The organism is Acidovorax sp. JHL-9 (assembly GCF_000426205.1).
GTDB lineage: Bacteria > Pseudomonadota > Gammaproteobacteria > Burkholderiales > Burkholderiaceae_C > Acidovorax > Acidovorax soli.
Map to the genome: position 1 here is coordinate 24,743 of NZ_AUEX01000030.1, position 23,121 is coordinate 47,863.

Here is a 23,121-nt window from a genome sequence, read left to right on the forward strand (position 1 = left end):
GGGGCATGGCATGAAACGCATCCTCTGGATCCTTTTCTTCACCATGGTCTTGCTGGCCCTGGGCATCGCCGCCGTGGTGGCGCTGAATTTGCGCGGCGAAGCACCTTTGGTCGCCGGCGAAACCCTGCCAAGCACGCCCGAGCGGGTGGAGCGCGGCGCCTACCTGGCCCGCGCCGGCAACTGCATGGCCTGCCACACCGTGCAGGGCGGTGCCCCCTATGCGGGTGGGCGTGGCATCGACACGCCGTTTGGCGTCATCCACACCTCCAACCTCACGCCCGACAAGGCCACCGGCATTGGCAACTGGTCGGCCGCCGAGTTCTGGCGCGCGCTGCACAACGGCCGCTCCAGGGACGGGCGCCTGCTGTACCCGGCGTTTCCCTACACCAGCTACACGCAGGTGACGCGCGAGGATTCCGACGCCATCTACGCCTATCTGCAAAGCCTGCCTGCCGTGGAGCAGGCCAACCGGCCCCATGCGCTGCGCTTTCCCTACAACACGCAGGCCGCGCTGGGCGTGTGGCGGGCACTGTTTTTTACCGCCGTGCCGCCCCAAGGTAAAAAAGCGGCCAACTCGGGGGGCAGCGACCCGCGAAGCGGCGGAGCGTGGGGGCCAAGCCTTGTTCCCGGTGCGCCAGCGCATGCATCCCCGCAAAGTGCCGAGTACAACCGGGGCGCCTACCTGGTCAACGGCCTGGGCCATTGCGCCGCCTGCCACACGCCGCGCAATGCGCTGGGCGCCAGCAGCCAGGCGCAGGCCTTCAGCGGGGGGCTGATTCCGGTGCAGAACTGGTATGCACCGGCCCTCAATGCCGCCGCCGAGGCGGGCGTGGCGCAGTGGCCGGTGGAGGACATCGTGGCCCTGCTGAAAACCGGGGTGGCGCCACAGGGGTCCGTCACCGGGCCCATGGCCGAGGTGGTGTTTCGCAGCACCCAGTACCTGAGCGATGCCGATGCCCGGGCGATCGCCGTGTACCTGCGGGCGCTGCCGCAGCAGGCCCCCACTGCCACGGCGGTGGCCCAGCCGTCGGCCGCCACGCTCGCGCGCGGGGGCAAGGTGTATGAGCAGCACTGCGCGCAGTGCCATGGCGACAGGGGCGAGGGCCAGCCGGGGGCATTCCCGGCCCTGGCGGGCAACCGCGCCGTGGTGCTGCAAGATCCCACCAACCTGGTCCGCATGGTGCTGCAGGGCGGCTATCCGCCGGCCACGGCGGGCAACCCGCGCCCGCATGGCATGCCGCCCTTCATGCAGGTGCTGGGCGACGAGGATGTGGCGGCCGTGAGTACCTTCGTGCGCAATGCCTGGGGCAACCAGGCCGGCGCAGTGGGTACCATCGGCGTCTACCGTGCCCGGGAGCGGCGCGGGTCTTGAAGGAGAACACCCCGATGCACAGCCCGGCCGCGTTGCCCGAATCCCCCTCCGTGGCCCCTGGCGGCGGCTGGTGGGCGGTGTGCCTGTGCGCCAACTGGTGCGGCACCTGCCGCGACTACCGGCCCTTGTTCGACGAACTGGCCAGGGCGCACCCGCAAATGCGCTTTGAGTGGGTGGACATCGAGGACGAGGCCGACCTGGCCGGGGACCTGGATGTGGAGACCTTTCCCACCTTGCTGATTGCCGATGGCACGACGGCGCGCTTCCTGGGGCCGCTGCTGCCGCAGGCCCCCGTGCTGGCGCGCCTGCTGGCCAGCCTGCAGGCCGCTACACCAGGGGGCGGGGCAGGCGCTGAAGCACAGGCGGTGTTCGAGCGTGTGCGCGCAGCGCGCAGCGCCTAGTTGCCGGGATCTGGGGCGACCAGGGCCCTTGCGGGCCCAGCCGTGCGGATATTTCTACTCCTGTTCTGATGGCTGTCAGCGCTTGTGTTGAAAGCGCTGGAGGCACTTTTCTTTTGTTTTTTCTATGGCGCGCTCCCCGTGGTTCCACCTTCCATCGCTGCAGGCCCAGTGCGACAAGGGCGCCTGGTCGCGCGGCATGGATCTCTATCGCCGGGCGGGCGTGGTCCGCATCGACATCGAACCCGATGGGGAGGGCCGCTGGCGGATCGAGGGCGAGGTGCAGGGCAGCCTGTCCATGCCCTACCAGGTGTCGGCAGAGCTGGCCCTTGCGCCCAATGGGCAGGTCACGCGATGGTCGGGCGACTGCAGTTGCCCCGTGGAGGTGGATTGCAAGCACGCCATCGCATTGACTCTGCAGGCCGCGCAGGACAACCTGGCGCAGGATCAGGCTCCAGTCCCTGCCGTCGATGCCCTGAAAGCGTTGCAGGAGCGCAAGCAGGCCATGGCGCGCGCAGAAGCCGACGCACGGCTGGTGCGCTGGCTGCAGGACTGGGACCGTGCGGCAGGCGAACCTGATTCGTCCATCCCGGGCGCCCGGCCGGATCGGCCCGAACACTACCTGTACCTGGCCGCCACCGTGGGGCTGCCGCGCGCGGCCTCGAAGGCCCTGCCGCAGATGCAGCTGGAGGCGGTGGTGTCCTACCCCAAGGTCACCGGCGGCTGGGCCAGGCCCCGACAGATCCGCACCCAGCCCGGCCCCGGGCAGGCGGTCTATGACCGCGCCAGCGACGCCGACCGCCAGGTGCTGCAACTGCTGCGCGCCATGCCGCGCGGCATGGGCTACTACTCGGCCTACAGCGCAGCGCCGGTGGCGGTGCTGGAGGGGACTGTGGGCGTGCTGGCGCTGCAGCAGGCGGCCAGTACCGGCCGCCTGTTTGCCGATGCAGGGGGCTCCACCGTGGGTGCCCCGCTGCGCTGGGGTGACCCGTTGCCCATCACCTGGGCATGGCGCGAGGCCACGCCTGCCGCCGGGGGCGAAAGCACCTGGGCCCTGGGCGCCAGCCTGCCAGGCGCTTCGGCCACGCTGTGCGGCAACAGCCCCCCGCTGTACCTCGACGCCGCCCACGGTGTGTGTGGCCAGGTGCAGGCCGATGGCCTGAGCGCAGCCCAGCTGGCCCTGCTGCTCAAGGCACCGGCGCTGGACGCCGCAGCGCTGCAAAAGCACCGGGCCGAGGTTGCCAGCCGCCTCGGCGGTGTGCTGCCGCTGCCGCCGGTGCTGGGCCCGCTCGCCCGCGTGCAGGGCATTGCGCCCGTGGCGCGCCTGCACCTGGCGCCCGTGCCGGCGGGTGAAGTGCCAGACCTGGGCCTCATCACCGCCCGGCTGCGGTTCGACTACCAGGGCCATGTGGGCTGGTGGGCCGGGCAGGCGCTGGACATGCTGATGACAGCGGAGGACGGCGGCCAGGTGCTGCTGCAGCGCGATCCCAGGGCCGAGCTCGGCGCCATCGAGCGGCTGACGGCCCTGGGCCTGCTGGCCACCGATGACGGCCTGTTCGGCATCCCCGGCGAACGCCCGCAGCACGACTGGGTGCACTGGGCCGACAACGGTTTCGGGGTGCTGCGAGACGCGGGCTTCGCCGTTACATGGGATGCGGCGCTGAACGGCTGGATCACGCATGCCGACACGCTGGATGTGGCGCTGCAGCCCGAAGGCGGGGAGGAGGCCGCCTCGCCCTGGTTTGCGCTGTCGCTGGGCATGGAGATCGATGGTGTGCGCCACAACATCCTGCCCTGGCTGCCCGACCTGATTGCCGCTGCAGCGGCCCAGCCGCCGGACCCCGCCACCGGCCTGCCCCAGCTGCCGTCGCATGTGTATCTGCCGGCACAGGGGGGGACCGGTTTTGTGCGCCTGCCCACCGATGCGCTGCGGCCCTGGTTGGCTGCGCTGCTCGACCTGGTGGGTGACCGGGCCCATGACTTCCATGGCGACCACCTCCGGCTTGCGCGCATGGACGCCCTGCGCACCAGTGCCGCGCTGGGTGAGGGCGCGGTGTGGGAGGGGGCGGACACCTTGCGCGCCCTGGTGGCGCAACTGCGGGGTGCCAAGGCGTTGCCCGAAGTGCCATTGCCCGCCAGCGTGCACGCCACGCTGCGGCCCTACCAGCAGCAGGGCCTGAACTGGCTGCAGTTCCTGCGCGCCCACGGCCTGGCCGGTGTGCTGGCCGACGACATGGGCCTGGGCAAGACCTTGCAGGCCCTGGCGCATATCCAGGTGGAAAAAGAGGCGGGGCGCCTGACGCACCCCGCACTCATCATTGCGCCCGTGAGCCTGCTGGGCAACTGGCAGCGCGAGGCGGCGCGGTTCTGCCCGGACCTGCGCAGCCTGGTGCTGCATGGCGTGGGCCGGCATGGGACGGCCGATGCGGTGGCCGAACACGATCTGGTCATCGTCCCGTATTCGCTGCTGCAGCGCGACCGCGAGCGCTGGCTGGCACAACCATGGCACCTGGTGGTGCTCGACGAGGCCCAGAACATCAAGAATGCCAGCACCCATGCCGCGCAGGTGGTCAGCCAGTTGAATGCGCGGCACCGGCTGTGCCTGTCCGGCACGCCCCTGGAAAACCACCTGGGCGAGGTCTGGAGCCTGTTTCACTTTCTGATGCCCGGTTTTCTGGGCAGCCAGCAGCGCTTCAGGGCGCTGTTCCGCAATCCCATTGAAAAACTGGGTGACAGCGCCCGCATGGCACAGCTGCGTGCGCGCATCACACCGTTCCTGCTGCGCCGCACCAAGGCGCTGGTGGCTGGCGAGTTGCCGCCCAAGATCGAGACCGTGATGCCGGTGGAACTGACCGGTCCGCAGGCCGACCTGTACGAAACCATCCGCCTGGGCATGGAAAAGACCGTGCGCGAAGCCCTGCAGTCCAAGGGCCTGGCCAAGTCGCAGATCACCATCCTCGATGCGCTGCTCAAGCTGCGCCAGGTCTGCTGTGACCCGCAGCTGGTGCCGCTGGATGCCGCCAGGAAGGTCAAGACCTCGGCCAAGCTGGAGCAGTTGATGGCGCTGTTGCCTGACATGCTGGCCGAGGGGCGGCGCATTTTGCTGTTCTCGCAATTCACCAGCATGCTCACCCTGATCGAGGCCGAGTTGAAAAAGCGCAAGCTGCCCTGGGTCAAGCTCACGGGGCAGAGTCAAAAGCGCGAGGCCATCATTGAGCAGTTCACCAGCGGGCAGGTGCCGTTGTTCCTGATCAGCCTCAAGGCGGGTGGGGTGGGGTTGAACCTGCCACAGGCCGACACGGTGATCCACTTCGACCCCTGGTGGAATCCGGCCGTTGAAGCCCAGGCCACCGACCGTGCCCACCGCATCGGCCAGACGCAGAGCGTGTGGGTGATCAAGCTGGTGGCGCAGGGCACGATTGAGGAACGGATTCTGGCGCTGCAAGAGCGCAAGGCCCAGCTGGCGGGCAGCCTCTACACCGGGTCTGCGGCGCGCAGGGAGCCGCAGTTCACCGAGGCCGACCTGGCGGAGTTGCTGCAACCGCTATCACTGTCATAGCAACCTGCGCTGATTGCGCTTGCACTGGGCGCATTTTTTGCGGCAAAACCGCGAGCGGTTGGCATGCGCAGGCTGTGGCGAATCGCAGGCAACAGCTTTGCCCCGATTCGTCTTTGCAAATCAATGCTTTACGCGCTACAATACGAATCTCACGACCAAACGGGCGGGTACCTACCGCCCGTTTTTTTTGGTCGAATGCTTTTGGAGCTCGAAGCTGTCGGGGGAGGGTCTCCGGGGGTTATCGGGTTTTTTGTTTTGGACTTACGCAAACAAGGATGCGCCCAGGGTGCTTCCATGGGGCAGGCGATTGGCTTGTTCCTCATTGCGTAAGTCGTGTTGTTTTTCCGGGATTGAACTGAACACGTGGCACTACAGCAAGTCGTTGAACAAATTGTGACGGGTCTGGGATATGACCTGGTGGAGATTGAGCGCTCCGCCGGTGGCTTGCTGCGTGTCACCATCGACTTGCCCTGGGTGCAGCCGGCCGCCGATGCGCCGGAGCCCGCGGCGGATCAGTTTGTCACGGTCGAAGACTGTGAGAAGGTCACCCGCCAGCTGCAGTTCGCGCTGGAGGTGGATGGTGTCGAGTACAAGCGGCTGGAGGTCTCCTCGCCCGGCATCGATCGCCCGTTGCGCCATGAACAGGATTTCGTGCGTTTTGCAGGCGCGGTCATTGACCTCACCCTGAAAGCGCCCATCGGCGCTGCGGCAGTCGGGCAGGTCAACGCCACCCGCAAGAAATTTCGCGGCACCCTGGAACGTGCCGAATCGGGCGGATGGCAGATCGTCTGGAGTGATGAGCCGGCGGCCAAGCCTGGTCAGAAAATCAGCAAAAAGCGTGTGCCAGCCCCGTTGCAGGCGCTGGGTTTTACGCTGGATGAGCTGAGGGATGCCCGGCTGGCGCCCATTGTGGATTTCAAGGGGCGGGGGGCGAAGGCTGGTCAGGTACCGGGCTGAGTCGCTGGATGGTTTGGAGTGGGTGGGCGCTGTTGGCAGCTGCCGCCTGCGGGTGATAGAAACAGGAGAGTCGTCGCATGAATCGCGAATTGTTGATGTTGGTTGAGGCCATTTCGCGCGAGAAGAACGTGGAGCGCGATGTGGTCTTGGGCGCCGTGGAATCGGCCCTGGCCCAGGCTACCAAGAAGCTGTACCAGGGCGAGGTGGACATTCGCGTGTCCGTCGATCGCGACAGCGGCAACTATGAGACTTTCCGTCGCTGGCTGGTCGTGCCGGACGAGGCGGGTCTGCAGAACCCCGAAGCCGAGGAACTGCTGATGGACGCCAGGGAGCGCATCGCGGACATCGAGGTCGGGGAATACATCGAAGAAGGTGTCGAGTCGGTGCCGATCGGCCGCATTGGCGCCATGGCCGCCAAGCAGGTCATTCTGCAGAAGATCCGCGACGCCGAGCGCGAGATGCTGCTCAACGACTTCATGTCGCGTGGCGAGCGCATCTTCACCGGCACCGTCAAGCGCATGGACAAGGGCGACATCATTGTCGAATCCGGTCGCGTGGAAGGCCGCCTGCGTCGCGGCGAGATGATCCCCAAGGAAAACCTGCGCAGCGGCGACCGCGTGCGCGCCATGATCATGGAAGTGGACCTGACCCTGCGTGGCGCCCCCATCATCCTGTCGCGCTCGGCCCCCGAGTTCATGATCGAGCTGTTCCGCCAGGAGGTGCCCGAGATCGAACAGGGCCTGCTGGAGATCAAGTCCTGCGCCCGTGACCCCGGCTCGCGCGCCAAGATTGCCGTGCTGAGCCATGACAAGCGCGTGGACCCCATCGGCACCTGCGTGGGCGTGCGTGGCACCCGCGTCAACGCCGTGACCAACGAGCTCGCTGGCGAGCGCGTGGACATCGTGCTGTGGTCCGAAGACCCCGCCCAGTTCGTGATCGGTGCGCTGGCCCCGGCCAACGTGTCCTCCATCGTGGTCGATGAGGAAAAGCACGCCATGGATGTGGTGGTGGACGAGGAAAACCTTGCCATCGCCATCGGCCGTGGTGGTCAGAACGTGCGTCTGGCCTCCGACCTGACCGGCTGGAAGATCAACATCATGGACGCCGCCGAAAGCGCGCAAAAGCAGGCCAACGAGACCGACACGGCCCGCAAGCTGTTCATGGAAAAGCTCGATGTGGACGAGGAAATCGCCGACATCCTGATCTCCGAAGGCTTCAACAGCCTGGAAGAAGTGGCCTATGTGCCGCTGCAGGAAATGCTGGAGATCGAAAGCTTCGACGAAGACACGGTGAACGAATTGCGTGCACGCGCCAAGGATGCGCTGCTCACCATGGAAATCGCCCGCGAGGAAAGCGTTGGCGAGGTCTCGCAGGACCTGCGCGACCTTGAAGGCCTCACACCCGAGCTGATTGCCAAGTTGGCCGAAGGCGGTGTGCACACGCGTGACGACCTGGCCGATCTGGCCATTGATGAACTGACCGACCTGACCGGACAGTCCGCAGAAGATGCCAAAGCCCTGATCATGAAGGCGCGCGAACACTGGTTCGCAGGGCAAGAGTAAGGTCAGGGAGGCACGAACCACATATGTCCAGTAATACTGTCGCCGAGTTTGCAACCGAACTCAAGAAATCACCTGAAATCCTGCTTGATCAGCTCAAGGCTGCGGGCGTGGGCAAGGCTGCCCCTTCCGATGCCTTGACCGAGTCGGACAAGCAAAAGCTGCTGGCCTATTTGCAGGCCAGCCATGGCACGGCCTCGGCCGATCGCAAGAAGATCACGCTGGTGAAGAAGTCCACCAGCGAGATCAAGCAGGCCGATGCCACCGGCAAGGCACGCACGATCCAGGTGGAAGTGCGCAAGAAGCGCACGTTCATCCAGCGTGATGAAGGTGTTGAGGCGGCTGCCGAGTCCACGGAATCCCTGGCAGAAGCAACGGCTGCGGCCGTGTCCAGCGAAGACATTGAACTGGCCCGCCGTGAGGAAGAGGCCAGCCGCCAGGCCGAGCTGATTCGTCGCCAGGAGGCCGAACTGGCCGCCAAGCGAGCCGAGCGCGAAGCCCGTGAACAGCGCGAGCGCGAAGCCGAAGAGCGCGCCGCCGCATACGCCGCCCAGGAGGCCAGCAAGAAGGCCCAGGCCACGGCCGTCAAGCAGGAGGCTACCCGCGAGCAGGCTGCTGAAGCGGCTGCGCGCATTGCGGCACAGAACGAAGCACGCGAGAAGGCTGCTGCGGAATCTAAAGCCCGCTCTGACGAGGAAGCGGCCCGCGCTGCGGATCTCGACGCACGTCGCCGCAAGGCCGAAGCAGAAGCTGCTGCCATCCGCTCCATGATGGCCACGCCCAAGAAGGCGGTCATGGTGGCCAAGAAGCCGGAAGAGCCCAAGCCTGTTGCCAAGCCTGCGGCTGTGGGCGACGCCAAGAAAGGCACGCTGCACAAGCCTGCCGTGGGCGCGGGTGCGGGTGCGCGTCCGGGTACGGCTGCTGCTCCGGGGGCTGCCGCCGGCAAGGAAGTCAAGTCGGCCAAGCTGTCTTCCAGCTGGGCCAATGACACGGCCAAGAAAAAGGAAATCAAGACCCGCGGCGACAGCAGCGGCGGTGTCGGCCGCAACAACTGGCGTGGTGGCCCGCGTGGCCGCCGTGGTGACAGCCGCGATCACCGCGACGACAACCACCAGCAGTCCGCTCCGGTGGAAGTCCGCACCATTGAAGTGCATGTGCCTGAAACCATCACGGTGGCCGAACTGGCGCACAAGATGTCCATCAAGGCGTCCGAGGTCATCAAGGCGCTGATGAAGATGGGCCAGATGGTCACCATGAACCAGCCGCTGGACCAGGACACCGCGATGATCGTGGTGGAAGAAATGGGCCACAAGGCCGTGGTGGCGGCGCTGGACGATCCGGAAGCCTTCACCGATGAGGATTCGGCGCAGCAGGACGTGGCCGTTCTGCCGCGCGCGCCGGTCGTGACCGTGATGGGTCACGTCGATCACGGCAAGACCTCGCTGCTGGACTACATCCGCCGTGCCAAGGTCGCCTCGGGCGAGGCGGGCGGCATCACCCAGCACATTGGCGCCTACCACGTGGAAACGCCGCGCGGCATGATTTCGTTCCTTGATACCCCGGGTCACGAGGCTTTCACGGCCATGCGCGCCCGTGGTGCCCAGGCCACCGACATCGTGATCCTGGTGGTGGCGGCCGACGACGGCGTCATGCCCCAGACCAAGGAAGCCATCAAGCACGCCAAGGCGGCCGGTGTTCCTATCGTGGTGGCGATCACCAAGGCCGACAAGCCCGATGCCAACCCTGAGCGCGTCAAGCAGGAGCTCGTGGTGGAAGAGGTGGTTCCCGAAGAGTACGGTGGCGATTCGCCTTTCGTGCCGGTGTCTTCCAAGACCGGCATGGGCATCGACACCCTGCTGGAGCAGGTGCTGCTGCAAGCCGAAGTGCTGGAGCTCAAGGCGCCTGTCGATTCGCTGGCCAAGGGCCTGGTGATCGAAGCCAAGCTCGACAAGGGCCGTGGCCCTGTGGCCACGGTGCTGGTGCAGTCCGGCACATTGAAGGTGGGCGACGTGGTGTTGGCCGGTCAGACTTTTGGCCGTGTGCGCGCCATGCTCGACGAGGGCGGCAGGGTCGCCAAGACGGCGGGCCCGTCGATCCCGGTGGAAATCCAGGGTCTGACTGAAGTGCCGCAGGCCGGTGACGATTTCATGGTGCTGACCGATGAGCGCCGTGCGCGTGAAGTCGCCACCTACCGTGCCGGCAAGTTCCGCAACACCAAGCTGGCCAAGCAGCAGGCGGCCAAGCTGGAGAACATGTTTGCCGACATGACGGCGGGCGAAGTGAAGATGCTGCCCATCATCGTCAAGGCCGATGTGCAGGGTTCGCAGGAGGCGCTGGCCCAGTCGCTGCTCAAGCTGTCAACCGACGAGGTCAAGGTGCAGCTGGTGTATGCCGCCGTGGGCGCCATCAGCGAGTCCGACATCAACCTGGCGATTGCTTCCAAGGCCATCGTGATCGGCTTCAACGTGCGTGCCGACGCCGGTGCGCGCAAGCTCGCCGAGAGCAATGGCGTGGACCTGCACTACTACAGCATCATCTACGACGCCGTGGATGAGCTGAAGGTGGCGATGTCCGGCATGCTGGCCCCCGAGCAGCGCGAGGAAATCATCGGCACGGCCGAGATCCGCACCGTGTTCGTGGCGTCCAAGATCGGTACCGTTGCGGGTTCGTACATCACGTCCGGCATGGTGCACCGCAACGCCAAGTTCCGCCTGTTGCGCGACAACGTGGTGGTCTATACCGGCGACGTCGATTCGGTCAAGCGCCTGAAGGACGATGTCAAGGAAGTCAAGGAAGGTTTTGAGTGCGGTATCAAGCTCAAGAACTACAACGACATCAAGGAAGGTGATCACCTCGAATTCTTTGACATCAAGGAAATCGCCCGGACGCTGTAAGGCAACGACGACTCTATGGCAGCGAAGAAATCCTCCACCCCCAACCGCGCCTTCAAGGTGGCCGATCAGATCCAGCGCGATCTGACGGAGCTGATCGCGCGCGAGTTGAAAGACCCGCGCGTGGGCATGGTGACGCTGCAGGGCGTGGAGGTGACTCCCGACTACGCCCACGCCAAGGTGTTCTTCAGCCTGCTGACGGGCGACCCGGTGGAAACCCAGGCGGCGCTCAACCAGGCTGCCGGGTTCCTGCGCAATGGGCTGTTCAAGCGCCTGCACATCCACACCGTGCCCACGCTGCATTTCGTGTTCGACCGCACTTCCGAGCGCGCGGCCGACATGAATGCCTTGATTGCCAAGGCCATTTCCTCGCGCGCCAAGGACGACTGACCATGAACGCGCCACGCACCAGGGTGCAGCGGCGCCCTGTGCATGGGGTGTTGCTGCTCGATAAACCGCTCGGCCTGTCGAGCAACGACGCCTTGCAGAAGGCGAAATGGCTGCTGCGCGCCGAAAAGGCGGGCCACACCGGCACGCTCGATCCTCTGGCCACCGGTGTATTGCCGCTGTGTTTTGGCGCCGCCACCAAGTTCAGCCAGCTGCAGCTGGATGCCCCCAAAACCTATGAAGCCGTGGCGCTGCTGGGTGCCACGACGACCACCGGCGACGCCGAGGGCGAGGTGGTGGAGCGCCGCGAGGTGCTGCCGGAGCAGGTGACGCCGGAGCGCCTGGCGGCTGTGCAGCAGCAGTTCACCGGCCCCATCCGCCAGGTGCCGCCGATGCACAGCGCGCTCAAGAAGGACGGCAAGGCGCTGTACGAATATGCACGCGCCGGTGTCACGCTGGAGCGTGAAGCGCGCGATGTGGTGATCCATGCACTCAAGCTGACGCTGGTGCAGACGGATCAAGCGCAGCCAGCTATCAAAATAATAGTGACCTGCAGCAAAGGCACATACATCCGTACCCTGGGTGAAGACATCGGTGCGGCACTGGGTTGCGGTGCGCACCTGACCTTTCTGCGCCGCATCGACACCGGCGGGCTGGGGTTGGAGCGCTGCGTCACGCTGGCGCAGCTCGAAGCCATGCCCGAGGCCGAGCGCCTGGCCAGCCTGGAGGCGCCCGAGTCGCTGCTGGCACAACACATGCGTGTCACGCTGGACGGTGAGAATGCAGCCCGATTCCTGTCGGGCGTGCGTCGCCGTGGCAACTGGCCCGATGCCAGTGCCGTGGCGGTGTTTGGCGAGAGTCCCCCGGCGCTGCTGGGGGTGGGCCACATCGTGGGCGGGGAGCTGGTGCCGGACAGGCTCCTGAGTCCGCTGGAAATTCAACAAATCTTGGAAAGCACGCCGCGTTCCGCGTCCATGGCGCACAGCGGCATATTGGAAAAACTATGACGAAACAAATCCGCAATATCGCCATCATTGCCCACGTTGACCATGGCAAAACCACCATGGTCGACCAGCTGCTGCGCCAGTCCGGCACCTTCGCCGACCACGAAAAGGTCGTCGATACGGTGATGGACAACAACGCGATCGAAAAGGAACGCGGCATCACCATCCTGGCCAAGAACTGCGCCGTGAGCTGGAAGGGCACGCACATCAACATCGTGGACACCCCCGGCCACGCGGACTTCGGCGGCGAAGTGGAGCGCGCCCTGTCGATGGTGGACAGCGTGGTGCTGCTGATCGACGCCCAGGAAGGCCCCATGCCCCAGACGCGTTTCGTGACCAAGAAGGCCCTGGCCCTGGGCCTGCGCCCCATCCTGGTGGTGAACAAGGTGGACAAGCCCGGTGCCAACCCCGACAAGGTGGTGAACGCCGCGTTCGACCTGTTCGACAAGCTGGGCGCCACCGACGAGCAGCTCGACTTCCCCGTGGTGTACGCCTCGGGCATCAACGGCTGGTCGTCGCTGGAAGAAGGCGCACCGGGCGAGCAGTGGGGCCCCGACATGTCGGCCCTGTTCGACACCATCCTCAAGCATGTGCCGCCGAACTCCGGCAACCCTGATGCTCCTTTGCAGCTGCAGATTTCTGCGCTGGACTTCTCCACTTTCGTGGGCCGCATCGGCGTCGGCCGCATCAGCCAGGGCACGCTCAAGCCCGCCCAGGATGTGCTGGTCATGGAAGGCCCGGGCGGCAAGACCACCAAGGGCCGTGTGAACCAGGTGCTGACCTTCCAGGGCCTGGACCGCATGCAGACGCCCCTGGCAGGCCCTGGCGACATTGTGCTGATCAACGGCATCGAAGACATCGGCATCGGCGTGACCGTGACCGACCCGGCCAACCCCGCGCCCCTGCCCATGCTGAAGGTGGACGAGCCCACGCTGACCATGAACTTCTGCGTGAACACCTCGCCCCTGGCCGGCCGCGAAGGCAAGTTCGTGACCAGCCGCCAGATCTGGGACCGCCTGCAGAAGGAACTGCAGCACAACGTGGCCCTGCGTGTGAAGGAAACCGACGAAGAAGGCGTGTTCGAAGTGATGGGCCGGGGCGAACTGCACCTGACCATCCTCTTGGAAAACATGCGCCGCGAAGGCTACGAGCTGGCCGTGTCCAAGCCCCGCGTGGTGTTCAAGGACATCGACGGCGTCAGGCACGAGCCTATCGAGCTGGTGACGGCCGACATCGAAGAAGGCCATCAGGGCGGCGTGATGCAGGCCCTGGGCGAGCGCAAGGGCGAGCTGGTGAACATGGAGTCCGACGGCCGTGGCCGTGTGCGCCTGGAATACCGCATCCCGGCCCGTGGCCTGATCGGTTTCACCAACGAATTCCTGAACCTGACGCGCGGCTCGGGCCTGATCTCCAACATCTTCGACAGCTACGAGCCGCACAAGGGCGACATCGGCGGCCGCAAGAATGGCGTGCTGATCTCCATGGACGATGGTGAAATCTTCACCTATGCCCTGGGCAAGCTGGACGACCGTGGCCGCATGTTCGTGAAGGCCAACGACCCGGTGTACGAAGGCATGATCGTCGGCATCCACAGCCGCGACAACGACCTGGTGGTCAACGCCACGCGCACCAAGCAGCTGACCAACTTCCGCGTGAGCGGCAAGGAAGACGCGATCAAGATCACGCCTCCGATCGACCTCACGCTGGAATACGGTGTGGAGTTCATCGAGGACGACGAGCTGGTCGAGATCACGCCCAAGTCCGTGCGCCTGCGCAAGCGCTACCTGACCGAGAACGAGCGCAAGCGCGCTGGCCGCAGCTGACCTGCCATTCCCCAGGGCCTGAGGCCTTGAGGTCGTCAGGTTCCGGGGGGCCACTGCAGTGCAGTGGCCTTTTTTTCGTTGGAAGGTTTTCCGTTCGGCGCAATTTTCATGAAACTCACGCATTCCCGGGCCGTGGTGCTGATGCTCCTGGTCACGCTGCTGTGGTCCATGGCTGGCGTGGTGACGCGCCACCTGGAGCACGCGCGCAGCTTTGAAGTGACCTTCTGGCGCAGCTTTTTCACCGTGATCTCGCTGCTGGTGATCCTGCCCTTGGCGCAGGGGCGCGGTGTGTTGTCGGCCATGCGCCGCGGTGGCGCTGCCCTGTGGCTCTCCGGCCTGTGCTGGAGCGTGATGTTCACCACCTTCATGGTTGCCATGATGCTCATGCCGGTGGCGAATGTGCTGGTGACCATGGCGGCGGGGCCTCTGCTCACGGCCCTGTTTGCGCGCATCTTCATCGGGCACCGGATTGCGCTGCGCACCTGGGTGGCCATTGGCATTGCCGGTGCGGGCATGGCGTGGATGTACGGCGCGCAGATGGCCGGGCTGCCGCTGCTGGGCACCCTGGTGGCCTTGTGCATACCGGTGGCGGCCGCTGCCAACTGGACCGTGGTCCAGTCTTCACAGCAGCACGGCCACGCCGTGGACCTGGTGCCGGCAGTCCTGGTGGGCGCCGTTTTTTCGGCGCTGGCCACCTTGCCGCTGGCGTGGCCGTTTCAGGCCACCGGCCACGATATCCTGCTGCTGGCGTTGCTCGGGCTGTTTCAGCTGGCCATTCCGTGCGTGCTGGCGGTGCGCTGTGCGCGCGTGCTCAAGGCGCCGGAAATGGCATTGCTGGGCCTGCTGGAGGTTATCTTCGGCATCTTGCTGGTCTGGGCCGGTGCCGGGGAGCGCCCCGGTTCGGCCGTGCTGACCGGGGGCCTGCTGGTGGTTGGCGCCCTGGTACTCAACGAGTTTTTAGCTTGGAAGGAACAAAAATGACGGAGATGACAATGCCGATGTCGAGCGAGGTGCTGAGCGAGGTGCGGGGCCAGGTGGGCTTCATCACATTGAACCGCCCGCGGGCGCTCAACGCGCTGTCCTTGGGCATGGTGCGGGACCTCATGGCCACCCTGCTGGCCTGGAAGGACGACGCGCGCGTGCTGGCCGTGGCCATCCGTGGCAGCAACAAGGAGGGCCCGTTCGGGGCCTTTTGCGCGGGCGGCGACATCCGTTTCCTGCACCAGGCGGGCAGCCAGGGCAATCCGCTGCTCGAAGACTTCTTCACCGAGGAATATGCGCTCAACCACCTGATCCACAACTACGGCAAGCCCTACATCGCCTTCATGGATGGCATCGTCATGGGCGGCGGCATGGGCATCAGCCAGGGCGCAGCCCTGCGCGTGGTGACCGAGCGCACCAAGATGGCCATGCCCGAGACGGCGATCGGCCTGTTTCCCGACGTGGGTGGTGGCTATTTCCTGAGCCGCTGCCCTGGCCGCGTGGGCGAGTGGCTGGCCCTGACCGGCGACACCATTGGCGCCGGTGACGCCATCGCCTTCGGCCTGGCTGACGGCTGCCTGCCGCTGGACGCACAGGCCACGGTCTGGGACGCCCTGGGCACGCAGACCTTTGCCGATGGCGCCGCCGTGAAGGCCTTTATTGCTTCTGAAATGGTCGCTGCTGACGAAAAACTGGCGGGTGTCAGAGGCCAGATCGATCAGTATTTTTCGCTGGACAGCGTGGCCGCCATCACGGCCGCCCTGGACGCCGCAGACAGCGAATGGGCGCGCAGCACGGCGGCCACGCTGCGCAAGCGCTCGCCGCTGATGCTGCATGTGGTGCTGGAACAGATCCGCCGTGCGCGCGGCATGGGCCTGGCCGATGATCTGCGCATGGAGCGCGACATGGTGCGCCACTGCTTTTTCCTGCGCGCCGGCCAGAGCGAGACGGTGGAAGGCATCCGTGCCCTGGCGGTGGACAAGGACCACGCACCCCAATGGAATCCTGCGCGCATCGAAGACGTGACGCCGGAGATGGTGGCCCCGTTCTTCGCCAGCCCCTGGCCTGCCCACGCGCATCCGCTGGCTGCGCTGAGCGATTGAGCGGTGACGGCCCTTGAGGCAGGAGTCGTCACCGCAGGGAAGGATATTCCTCCCATGCTTTTTTCAAGGCGGCTGGCGAGCGCGTCGCTTAGCCCTTGGGATTGAAGGCCAGTGACACCGGGCCAGCCTGCTGGTCAGGCTCGGGCCAGCGTTGCGACACGGTCTTGATCTTGGTATAGAAGCGCGCGGCGTCGGGGCCGTAGAGATGGCTGTCGCCAAACTTGGAGCGGCGTAGGCCACCGAAGTTGAAGAAAGCCGAAGGCAGGGGCACGGGCACGTTCACGCCGATCATGCCGGACTCGATTTCGTACATGAAGCGGTGCGCTGCCTTGCCATCGCGAGTAAAGATGACAGAGCCGTTGCCATACTCGTGCGCATTGGTGATGGCCAGGGCCTCGTCAAAGCTGACGGGGCGCATGATGCCGCGCACGGGGCCGAAGATTTCTTGCTGGTACATCTCCATGTTGGTCGTCACGCGGTCGAACAGCGTGGGGCCGACGTAGTAGCCGTTTTCATGGCCGGGCACGCGCAGGCCGCGTCCGTCCAGCACCAGTTCGCCGCCTTGCTGGATGCAGTTTTCGATGGCGCGCTCCACGGCTTGCTTGGATTGCAGCGAAATCACCGCACCGAAGTCGGCCTTGGGGTCGTTGTATGGGCCGATATGCAGCGCCTTGGTTTTTTGTACCACCAGCTCGCGCAGGCGTTCAGCCGTGTCTTGCCCCACGGGCAGCAGCAGCGACACCGCCATGCAGCGCTGGCTGGCCGAGCCGAAGCCGGCCGACACGAAGGCGCTGGCGGCGCTTTCCAGGTCAGCATCGGGCATCACCACCATGTGATTTTTGCCACCGGTGAAGGCTGCCACGCGCTTGTTGTGCGAAGTGCCTTTCTGGTACACGTATTCGCCCACGGCCGTGGAGCCCACGAAGCTCACAGCTGCAATGCCGGGGTGCTCCAGGATGCCGTCGACCATTTCCTTGTCGCCCTGCACCACGTTGAACACGCCGTCCGGCAGACCGGCTTCCTTCCACAGGCGTGCAAAAATCAGCGCTGTACTGGGCACTTTCTCTGAAGGCTTCCAGACGATGGCGTTGCCCACCGAAACGGCCATGGTCATCATTACCGCCGGCACCATGATAGGGAAGTTGAACGGTGTGATGGCCCCCACCACACCAATCGGCACGCGGATGGAGAACACATCAATGTCGCCGCCCACGTTGGTGGCGAATTCGCCCTTGGTCACGTGCGGGGCGTTCACGGCAAATTCGATGCCTTCAATAGCGCGGCCGATTTCGCCCTTGGCGTCGGCAATGGTCTTGCCGTGCTCGCGCCCAATCACTTCGGCCAGCAGGTCGGTGTTGGCAATCATCAACTCGCGCAGCTTGAAGATGACGGCCTGGCGGGCGGCGTGGGATGCGCGGCCCCACTTCTTGCCTGCCTCGGTGGCCACGGCCACGGCGCGGTCAAGGGTGGGGCGGCTGGCGTAGGCGCAGCGCGCGATTTCTTCGCCGGTGGAGGGGTTGTACACGGGGCCACTGCGGTCGCCGGTGCCGGGCTCAACTTGGCCGGCGATGAAATATCCGATGGTAGTGGTCATGGTTGTCTCTTGAAAAATGGAAGTGAAGTTGGCTGTCAGCTTGTACGGGCCGCCAGCAGGTGGAAAACGCTGCTGCAATCGAGCTTGCCCTGGCCAGCGGCGCTGTGCATGGCAAACAGATTGCGGGCGGCACTGCCCATGGGCACGATGGCGCCGGTGTTGGTGGCAGCCTCTACGGCGAGGCCCAGGTCTTTGAGCATGAGGTCGGTGGCGAAGCCACCGCTGTAGCCGCGGGCCGAAGGCGCCGTGTCCAGGGTGCCTGGGCAGGGGTTGTAGTTGCTCAGCACCCAGTTGGCGCCGGTGCTCACACCGATGATGTCGGACAGCACTTTGGGATCGAGCCCGTGGGAAATGCCCAACTGCAAGGCCTCGCTGCTGCCCGCCATGATGATGCCCAGCAGCATGTTGTTGCAGGCCTTGGCGACCTGGCCCGCACCGATGCCGCCCGCGTGCAGCACGCGTTGGCCCATGCTTTCCAGTACGGGGCGTGCGCGCTCCAGCTGCTCGGGCGTACCGCCCACCATGAAGGTGAGGGTGCCAGCCTCGGCCGAAGCCGTGCCGCCAGATACCGGGGCGTCGACCATGTCCAGCCCCAAGGCTGCGGCGGCGCTGGCCACTTCGCGCGCAACGGTGGCGCCGATGGTGGACGAATCAATCAGCAGCGTGCCAGGTTGCAGGCGGTGCAGCAGCCCGTTGGCACCCAGCCACAGCGATTGCACATGCCGCGAGGCAGGCAGCATGGTCACTACCACGTCGGCGCTTTGCAATGTGTCGGCGGCGCAGGCGCAGGGGGTGCCGCCAGCGGCGGCAAAAGCCTCAAGCACAGGGGCCGACAGGTCAAAACCTTTGACCTGAAAGCCTGCCGTGACGAGGTTGCGCGCCATGGGCAAGCCCATGTTGCCCAGGCCAATGAATGCAATGTTCATCACGTTAGCGGCCGAGGGTTATTTCTTGACCAGCGAGCACTGGGATTGCGCCAGGGGCATAAATGCCGTGTTGGCGGGGATGGTGCTGAGGATGTTGTAGTAGTCCCATGGGCCCTTGGATTGAGCTGGGGTCTTCACCTCCACCAGGTACATGTCGTGGATCACGCGGCCATCGGGGCGGATGCTGGCGTTGCGCATCACCGCATCCTTGATAGGCAGTTCGCGCATCTTGGCCGACACCACGTCGGCGTTGTCGCTCTTGGCGGCGGCCACGGCTTTCAGGTAGTGCAGCACGCTGGAGTACACGCCGGCATGCACTTGGTTCGGCTTGGCCTTTTGCACCTTTTCAAAGCGGGCAGAGAAGTCGCGGGTCTGATCGTCCATGTCCCAGTAGAAGCCTTCGGAAGACACCAGGCCCTGCGCCACGCGCAGCCCCATGGCGTGCACGTCGGTCACCTGCAGCATCAGGGCCGCCAGTTTCTGGCCCTTTTCGCTGATGCCGAATTCGCGGGCGGCCTTGATGGTGTTGATGGCGTCCTGCGTGGCGTTGGCCATACCGATGATTTGCGCCTTGGAGCTTTGCGCCTGCATCAGGAACGAGGAAAAGTCGCTGGCGTTGAGCGGGTGGCGCACAGATCCGACCACGGTGCCGCCGTTGGCCTTGACCATTTCCGAGGCGTCTTTTTCCAGCGAGTGGCCAAAAGCGTAGTCCACCGTCAAAAAGTACCAGGACTTGCCGCCCGCACGGGTCAGCGCAGCAGCTGCGCCTGCCGAGGCGGAGTAGGTGTCGAACATCCAGTGGAAGCTGTTGGCCGCGCAGTCTTCGCTGGTCAGGCGCGTGGTGGCGGGGCCGGTGAACAGGCCCACGGCGCCTTTTTCCTTGATGAGCTTTTGCACCGCCAGGGCGGCGGCGGAGTTGGTCATGTCGGCAAAGGCGTCCACATGGTCGCGGTCCAGCCATTCGCGGGCTTTGGATGCACCGATGTCGGCCTTGTTCTGGTGGTCTGCCGACAGCACCTCGATCTTCATGCCCTTGCACTCGGCTTTCAGGCAGTCTTCAATGGCCAGATTGGTGGCCACTACCGAGCCCTTGCCGCCAAAGTTGGAGTAAGGGCCCGACAGGTCGGTGAGGATGCCAATCTTGACCACACCATCGGAAATGGTGGCTTGGGCGCTCATGGCGATGGCCATGCACAGGGGAAGGGCGGCCAGATGGAAAAATTTGCGTGTCATGTTGTCTCCTGATGGTGTTGTTGAACGTGCGGCGAAATACCGAAAGCACATCCTAAACAAGCTTTTATGCATTGTGTTTTGTAAAATTCACTGCATTGATATGCATAATTGCAAAGCGTGGAGGGTCCATGAACCACTTTGACTGGGACAATTTGCGGGTGTTTCTGGGCGTGGCGCGGGCCCGGTCGGCGCTAGAGGCCTCGCACGCACTGGGTCTGAACCAGTCCACCATCTCGCGGCGGCTGCACCGGCTGGAAGGAGACATCGGCTCCAAGCTGTTTGACCGCAACTCGCAGGGCCACCGCCTCACCAGTGCCGGGCACCGTCTGCTGGAGCATGTCGAGAAGCTGGAGAGCACGCTCTCGGCGGTGGAGTCGGATGTGTTTGGCGACAACATTGCGCTCACGGGCGAAATCCGGCTGGGCGCTACCGAGGCGTTTGGCAGCTATTTTCTGGCGCCGCATCTGGCGCATTTCTGCACGCGCCACCCGGCCATCACGGTCGATTTGCTGCCCATGCCGCGCAATGTGAACCTGTCCAAGCGCGAGGCCGATGCATCCGTCACGGTCGATCGCCCCACCACCGACAGTTTCGTGGTCAGCAAACTGGCTGAATACCGCCTGCTTCCTTATGCAACACAAGCTTATCTGCAGCAGCAGCCTGCCATTGTGAGCGTGTCGGACCTTGCGAACCACCGCTGGATTGACTATGTGGATGACCTGCTCTTCACCGATCAGCAGGTCAGTTTGCGCAAATGGCTGCCTTTGGCCCGCCCCTTTTTGCGCAGCACCAGCGTGATCGCGCAGATGCAGGCTGCTCGTTCCGGCCTGGGGATTGCGATGCTGCCCTGTTTTCTTGCCAGCTCTGAGAAGGACCTGTTGCCCATCCTGCCCGATGAGGTGGACATCACGCGCAGCTTTTGGCTTGTAGCCCCGGCAGAGCGGCGCGAGTTGGCCCGCATCAAGGCATTGTGGGACTATCTCCGACAGGTGGTGGATATGAACCGGGAGTTCCTCCTGGGACGTTCCAGAGCCATTGTTTGGCACCCATGAGACGCTGTTCTGGACCCGTAGTGGTTTCAGGGCGCAGCAATAAGGCCTGTGCCCTGTGGGTTCAGGAGCCCTTGACCGGCCCGTAGGTACTGGCGGGACCAGTGGACGGCGCTGCGCTGAGCTGTTTGTAAACAGTTATGGCCAATGTCTGCAGCGCCGGTCGCGGTAAATCTGCGCTGAGCGCGTAGCCAAAGCCCTGGTCCAACCAGTAGAAGCTGGAGACATTCCGCTCGCTGTAAAATTGAAAGACCGTGGCCCGTGCTGCCTGTGGATCGTCGAGCGTGCCCAAGTACAGCGTGACGCGTTCGCCGGCGCCATTCTGGTACATGAATTGCGCGCGTGCGCCGGTATCACCGGGCAGCAGCCGCCCCCCCACCAGGTCGTAGCCCTGTGCCGTCAGCACCGGCACTTTCAGGGGGCGCCCCAAGCGCTTGGAGAGCCATTGCACCAGATGCTCCTGCTGGGCGGCCGGCACCTCCACGGGATGGCGCTGTTCGGGCTGGTACACGGCATGGGCCACGGCGGCCTGCACCGCAAATCGCTGCTGGGGTGTGCCTGCGTTCAGGGCCAGGAGGCCGTTGGGCGCCGCCGCTGGCCACTGGCCCCGGCCCGCCCATCCCAGTGCAAACGCCACCAGCACCGAGGCCGCCATGCCGCCCCAGCGCCACCATTGGCGATGCCGCTCGGCCCTGCGCGCCGTGGCACGCGCCAGGGACTGCAGCAGCGCATCGGGCACGGGCGTATCCAGCATGTCCTGGTGCAGGGCGCGCAACTGCCGGCGCTGGGCCTGCCACTGCGCGACAGTGGCCTGTGCCGGGGCATCGGCAGCCAGTTGCTGCTGTAGCGCCCGGGCGTCGGCGGGGGGCAGCCGGCCGTCCACCAGTGCGTGCCATGCATGGTCAGGGCCGGCAGGGAAGGGGGTGGAGTGGTCCATGGCAGAGGCCCGAATCATTTGAGGCGGCGCAGCACGGGTGGCTGGCCTGGCACGGGCGCGGGCGTGCGTTCCATGAGTGCGCGCAGGCGGCGGCGCGCGCGCGACAGCCGCGACATGACGGTGCCCACCGGAATGTCCAGAATGCGGGCAGTGTCCTCGTAGCTGAGGTCTTCCAGCGTCACCAGCAGCAGCACGGCGCGCTGCTCGGCAGGCAGGCGTTGCAGGCAGCGCTCCAGATCGAGCGCATCGTCCGAAGGGCGTGCACTGGCCTGGAGGGTGTCCTGAACGTCCTCCATCTCCAGCCGCTGCAAGGAGGGCATGGCGCGGCGCTGGTTGAGGTACAGGTTGTGCATCAGGGTGAACAGCCAGGCGCGCAAATCACTGCCGCTGCGCCACAGCCGCCATTTGCTGCAGGCCCGCTCCAGCGTGTCCTGCACGAGATCGTCGGCCGCCCAGGAGTCGCCCGTCAGCACCCGGGCATAGCGGCGCAGGCCGGGAAGCTGCTCGACAACCTGGGTGCGGTCCATGGCGCGATGTCAGCGGCAGGGGGGAAGGGTTCAGGGGCGCGCAGCGTGCCAGACCTGGTTGTAACCGTCGCCGGTCTTGTCGCCGGGTTTCGCGTCCTTGGACCAGTAGTACAGCGGTTTTCCCTTGTAAGCCAGCTGGGTTTTTCCGTCGTCGCGGGTGATGACGCTGTAGTCGCCGCTGGCTTGCGCGGGGGCTGCCATCACGGGTGGCCAGTTGGTGGCACAGGGGCCGTTGCAGACGGACTTTCCGCTGCCCGCGGTGTCGCGGTCAAAGGTGTAGAGCGTCATATCGCCAGCGCCGACCAGCACGCCATCCATGGATTTGACGGGTGACTGGGCCATGGAGGAACAGGCGGCAAGTGCAAAGAGTGCGGTGATGGGCAAGAGCTTTTTCATGGGGTTCTCCGGACAAGGGGCAGGCGAGTGCGAAATGCGGCCTGCATGCGGACAAACACATGGGGGTGGTGATTTATTCCCGCCGCCCTCGGGCCTGTCCGAATTTCTGTGTGTGAGGCTCATTGAACCTTCACCGATTTCGTGAAGCTGGTTGACTATCTTACGTGCTCGATTTCGTGAACCGATCTTCGTAGAGGATCGCGAATTGGTTCATCGCTGATTTCCAGTGGTTGGCCGCCCGTCCCCAGTCCTCGGTGATGTTGCGCAGTGCCAGCCAGATCAGCTTGGTGGCCGCGTCATCGCTGGGGAAGTGCCCGCGCGTCTTGATGATCTTTCGCAGCCGCGCATTCACGCTCTCAATCGCATTGGTCGTATAGATCACGCGCCGCACCTCTGGCGGGAAGGCGAAGAACGGAATGACCTTG

19 protein-coding genes are annotated in these 23,121 nt (G+C 65.1%); 12 read left to right on the plus strand and 7 right to left on the minus strand.

Features of this window, described 5'->3' with window-relative positions:
* The first annotated feature begins 10 nt into the window (after positions 1-10).
* From K225_RS0116210 to K225_RS0116265, 11 genes are all read left to right on the plus strand, one after another.
* Positions 11-1,372 carry a cytochrome c gene (locus K225_RS0116210; protein WP_026437381.1) on the plus strand — a complete coding sequence of 454 codons (1,362 nt, stop codon included), beginning with the start codon at positions 11-13 and terminating at the stop codon, positions 1,370-1,372.
* A gap of 14 nt (positions 1,373-1,386) precedes the next feature.
* Positions 1,387-1,773 carry a thioredoxin family protein gene (locus tag K225_RS0116215; RefSeq protein WP_026437382.1) on the plus strand — a complete coding sequence of 129 codons (387 nt, stop codon included), beginning with the start codon at positions 1,387-1,389 and terminating at the stop codon, positions 1,771-1,773.
* Positions 1,774-1,969: 196 nt separating this feature from the next.
* Positions 1,970-5,329 (plus strand): DEAD/DEAH box helicase, encoded by a 3,360-nt coding sequence (locus K225_RS0116220; RefSeq protein ID WP_034713098.1) that lies wholly within the window; start codon positions 1,970-1,972, stop codon positions 5,327-5,329.
* A gap of 363 nt (positions 5,330-5,692) precedes the next feature.
* On the plus strand, positions 5,693-6,286 hold the full coding sequence (gene rimP / locus K225_RS0116230) for a ribosome maturation factor RimP (protein WP_026437384.1): 594 nt from the start codon (positions 5,693-5,695) through the stop codon (positions 6,284-6,286).
* A gap of 77 nt (positions 6,287-6,363) precedes the next feature.
* On the plus strand, positions 6,364-7,848 hold the full coding sequence (gene nusA, locus K225_RS0116235) for a transcription termination factor NusA (RefSeq protein ID WP_026437385.1): 1,485 nt from the start codon (positions 6,364-6,366) through the stop codon (positions 7,846-7,848).
* A gap of 23 nt (positions 7,849-7,871) precedes the next feature.
* Positions 7,872-10,739, plus strand: coding sequence for a translation initiation factor IF-2 (gene infB, locus K225_RS0116240; protein ID WP_026437386.1), 2,868 nt, complete (start codon positions 7,872-7,874; stop codon positions 10,737-10,739).
* 15 nt (positions 10,740-10,754) lie between these two features.
* Complete coding sequence (gene rbfA / locus K225_RS0116245; RefSeq protein ID WP_026437387.1) at positions 10,755-11,126, plus strand: 30S ribosome-binding factor RbfA; 372 nt, start codon at positions 10,755-10,757, stop codon at positions 11,124-11,126.
* 2 nt (positions 11,127-11,128) lie between these two features.
* Positions 11,129-12,130, plus strand: a complete 1,002-nt coding sequence (gene truB / locus K225_RS0116250; protein ID WP_026437388.1) for a tRNA pseudouridine(55) synthase TruB — start codon at positions 11,129-11,131, stop codon at positions 12,128-12,130.
* A complete protein-coding gene (gene typA, locus K225_RS0116255) occupies positions 12,127-13,950 on the plus strand; it encodes a translational GTPase TypA (RefSeq protein WP_026437389.1) in 1,824 nt (607 codons plus the stop codon). Before truB ends, typA begins: the two co-directional genes overlap by 4 nt.
* Before the next feature lie 108 nt (positions 13,951-14,058).
* Positions 14,059-14,931, plus strand: a complete 873-nt coding sequence (locus tag K225_RS0116260) for a DMT family transporter (protein WP_026437390.1) — start codon at positions 14,059-14,061, stop codon at positions 14,929-14,931.
* Positions 14,928-16,034 carry an enoyl-CoA hydratase/isomerase family protein gene (locus tag K225_RS0116265; RefSeq protein ID WP_026437391.1) on the plus strand — a complete coding sequence of 369 codons (1,107 nt, stop codon included), beginning with the start codon at positions 14,928-14,930 and terminating at the stop codon, positions 16,032-16,034. The genes K225_RS0116260 and K225_RS0116265 overlap by 4 nt, the downstream gene beginning before the upstream one ends.
* An 88-nt stretch (positions 16,035-16,122) precedes the next feature.
* Here K225_RS0116265 and K225_RS0116270 read toward each other — a convergent pair whose 3' ends face one another.
* From K225_RS0116270 to K225_RS0116280, 3 genes are read right to left on the minus strand one after another with little or no spacing between them, the layout of a single operon-like run.
* Positions 16,123-17,628 carry a CoA-acylating methylmalonate-semialdehyde dehydrogenase gene (locus K225_RS0116270; protein ID WP_026437392.1) on the minus strand — a complete coding sequence of 502 codons (1,506 nt, stop codon included), beginning with the start codon at positions 17,626-17,628 and terminating at the stop codon, positions 16,123-16,125.
* Positions 17,629-17,663: 35 nt separating this feature from the next.
* Positions 17,664-18,554: a 3-hydroxyisobutyrate dehydrogenase gene (gene mmsB / locus K225_RS0116275; protein ID WP_026437393.1), complete on the minus strand. Its 891-nt coding sequence runs from the start codon at positions 18,552-18,554 to the stop codon at positions 17,664-17,666.
* 18 nt (positions 18,555-18,572) lie between these two features.
* Complete coding sequence (locus K225_RS0116280) at positions 18,573-19,787, minus strand: ABC transporter substrate-binding protein (protein WP_026437394.1); 1,215 nt, start codon at positions 19,785-19,787, stop codon at positions 18,573-18,575.
* A gap of 128 nt (positions 19,788-19,915) precedes the next feature.
* Here K225_RS0116280 and K225_RS0116285 point away from each other — a divergent pair, with 128 nt between their 5' ends.
* Entirely contained in the window at positions 19,916-20,839 is a 924-nt protein-coding gene (locus K225_RS0116285; RefSeq protein ID WP_026437395.1) for a LysR family transcriptional regulator, read from the plus strand.
* Positions 20,840-20,900: 61 nt separating this feature from the next.
* Here K225_RS0116285 and K225_RS21030 read toward each other — a convergent pair whose 3' ends face one another.
* From K225_RS21030 to K225_RS0116305, 4 genes are all read right to left on the minus strand, one after another.
* A complete protein-coding gene (locus K225_RS21030) occupies positions 20,901-21,773 on the minus strand; it encodes an anti-sigma factor (protein ID WP_051249023.1) in 873 nt (290 codons plus the stop codon).
* A 14-nt stretch (positions 21,774-21,787) separates the two neighbouring features.
* The gene (locus K225_RS0116295) at positions 21,788-22,300 is read right to left on the minus strand and encodes a sigma-70 family RNA polymerase sigma factor (RefSeq protein WP_026437396.1); all 513 of its coding nucleotides are present in this window, start codon (positions 22,298-22,300) and stop codon (positions 21,788-21,790) included.
* Between the two features lie 30 nt (positions 22,301-22,330).
* The gene (locus K225_RS0116300) at positions 22,331-22,696 is read right to left on the minus strand and encodes a hypothetical protein (protein ID WP_026437397.1); all 366 of its coding nucleotides are present in this window, start codon (positions 22,694-22,696) and stop codon (positions 22,331-22,333) included.
* A gap of 160 nt (positions 22,697-22,856) precedes the next feature.
* A partial coding sequence (locus tag K225_RS0116305; protein WP_026437398.1) for a transposase occupies positions 22,857-23,121 on the minus strand: 265 nt, incomplete at its 5' end.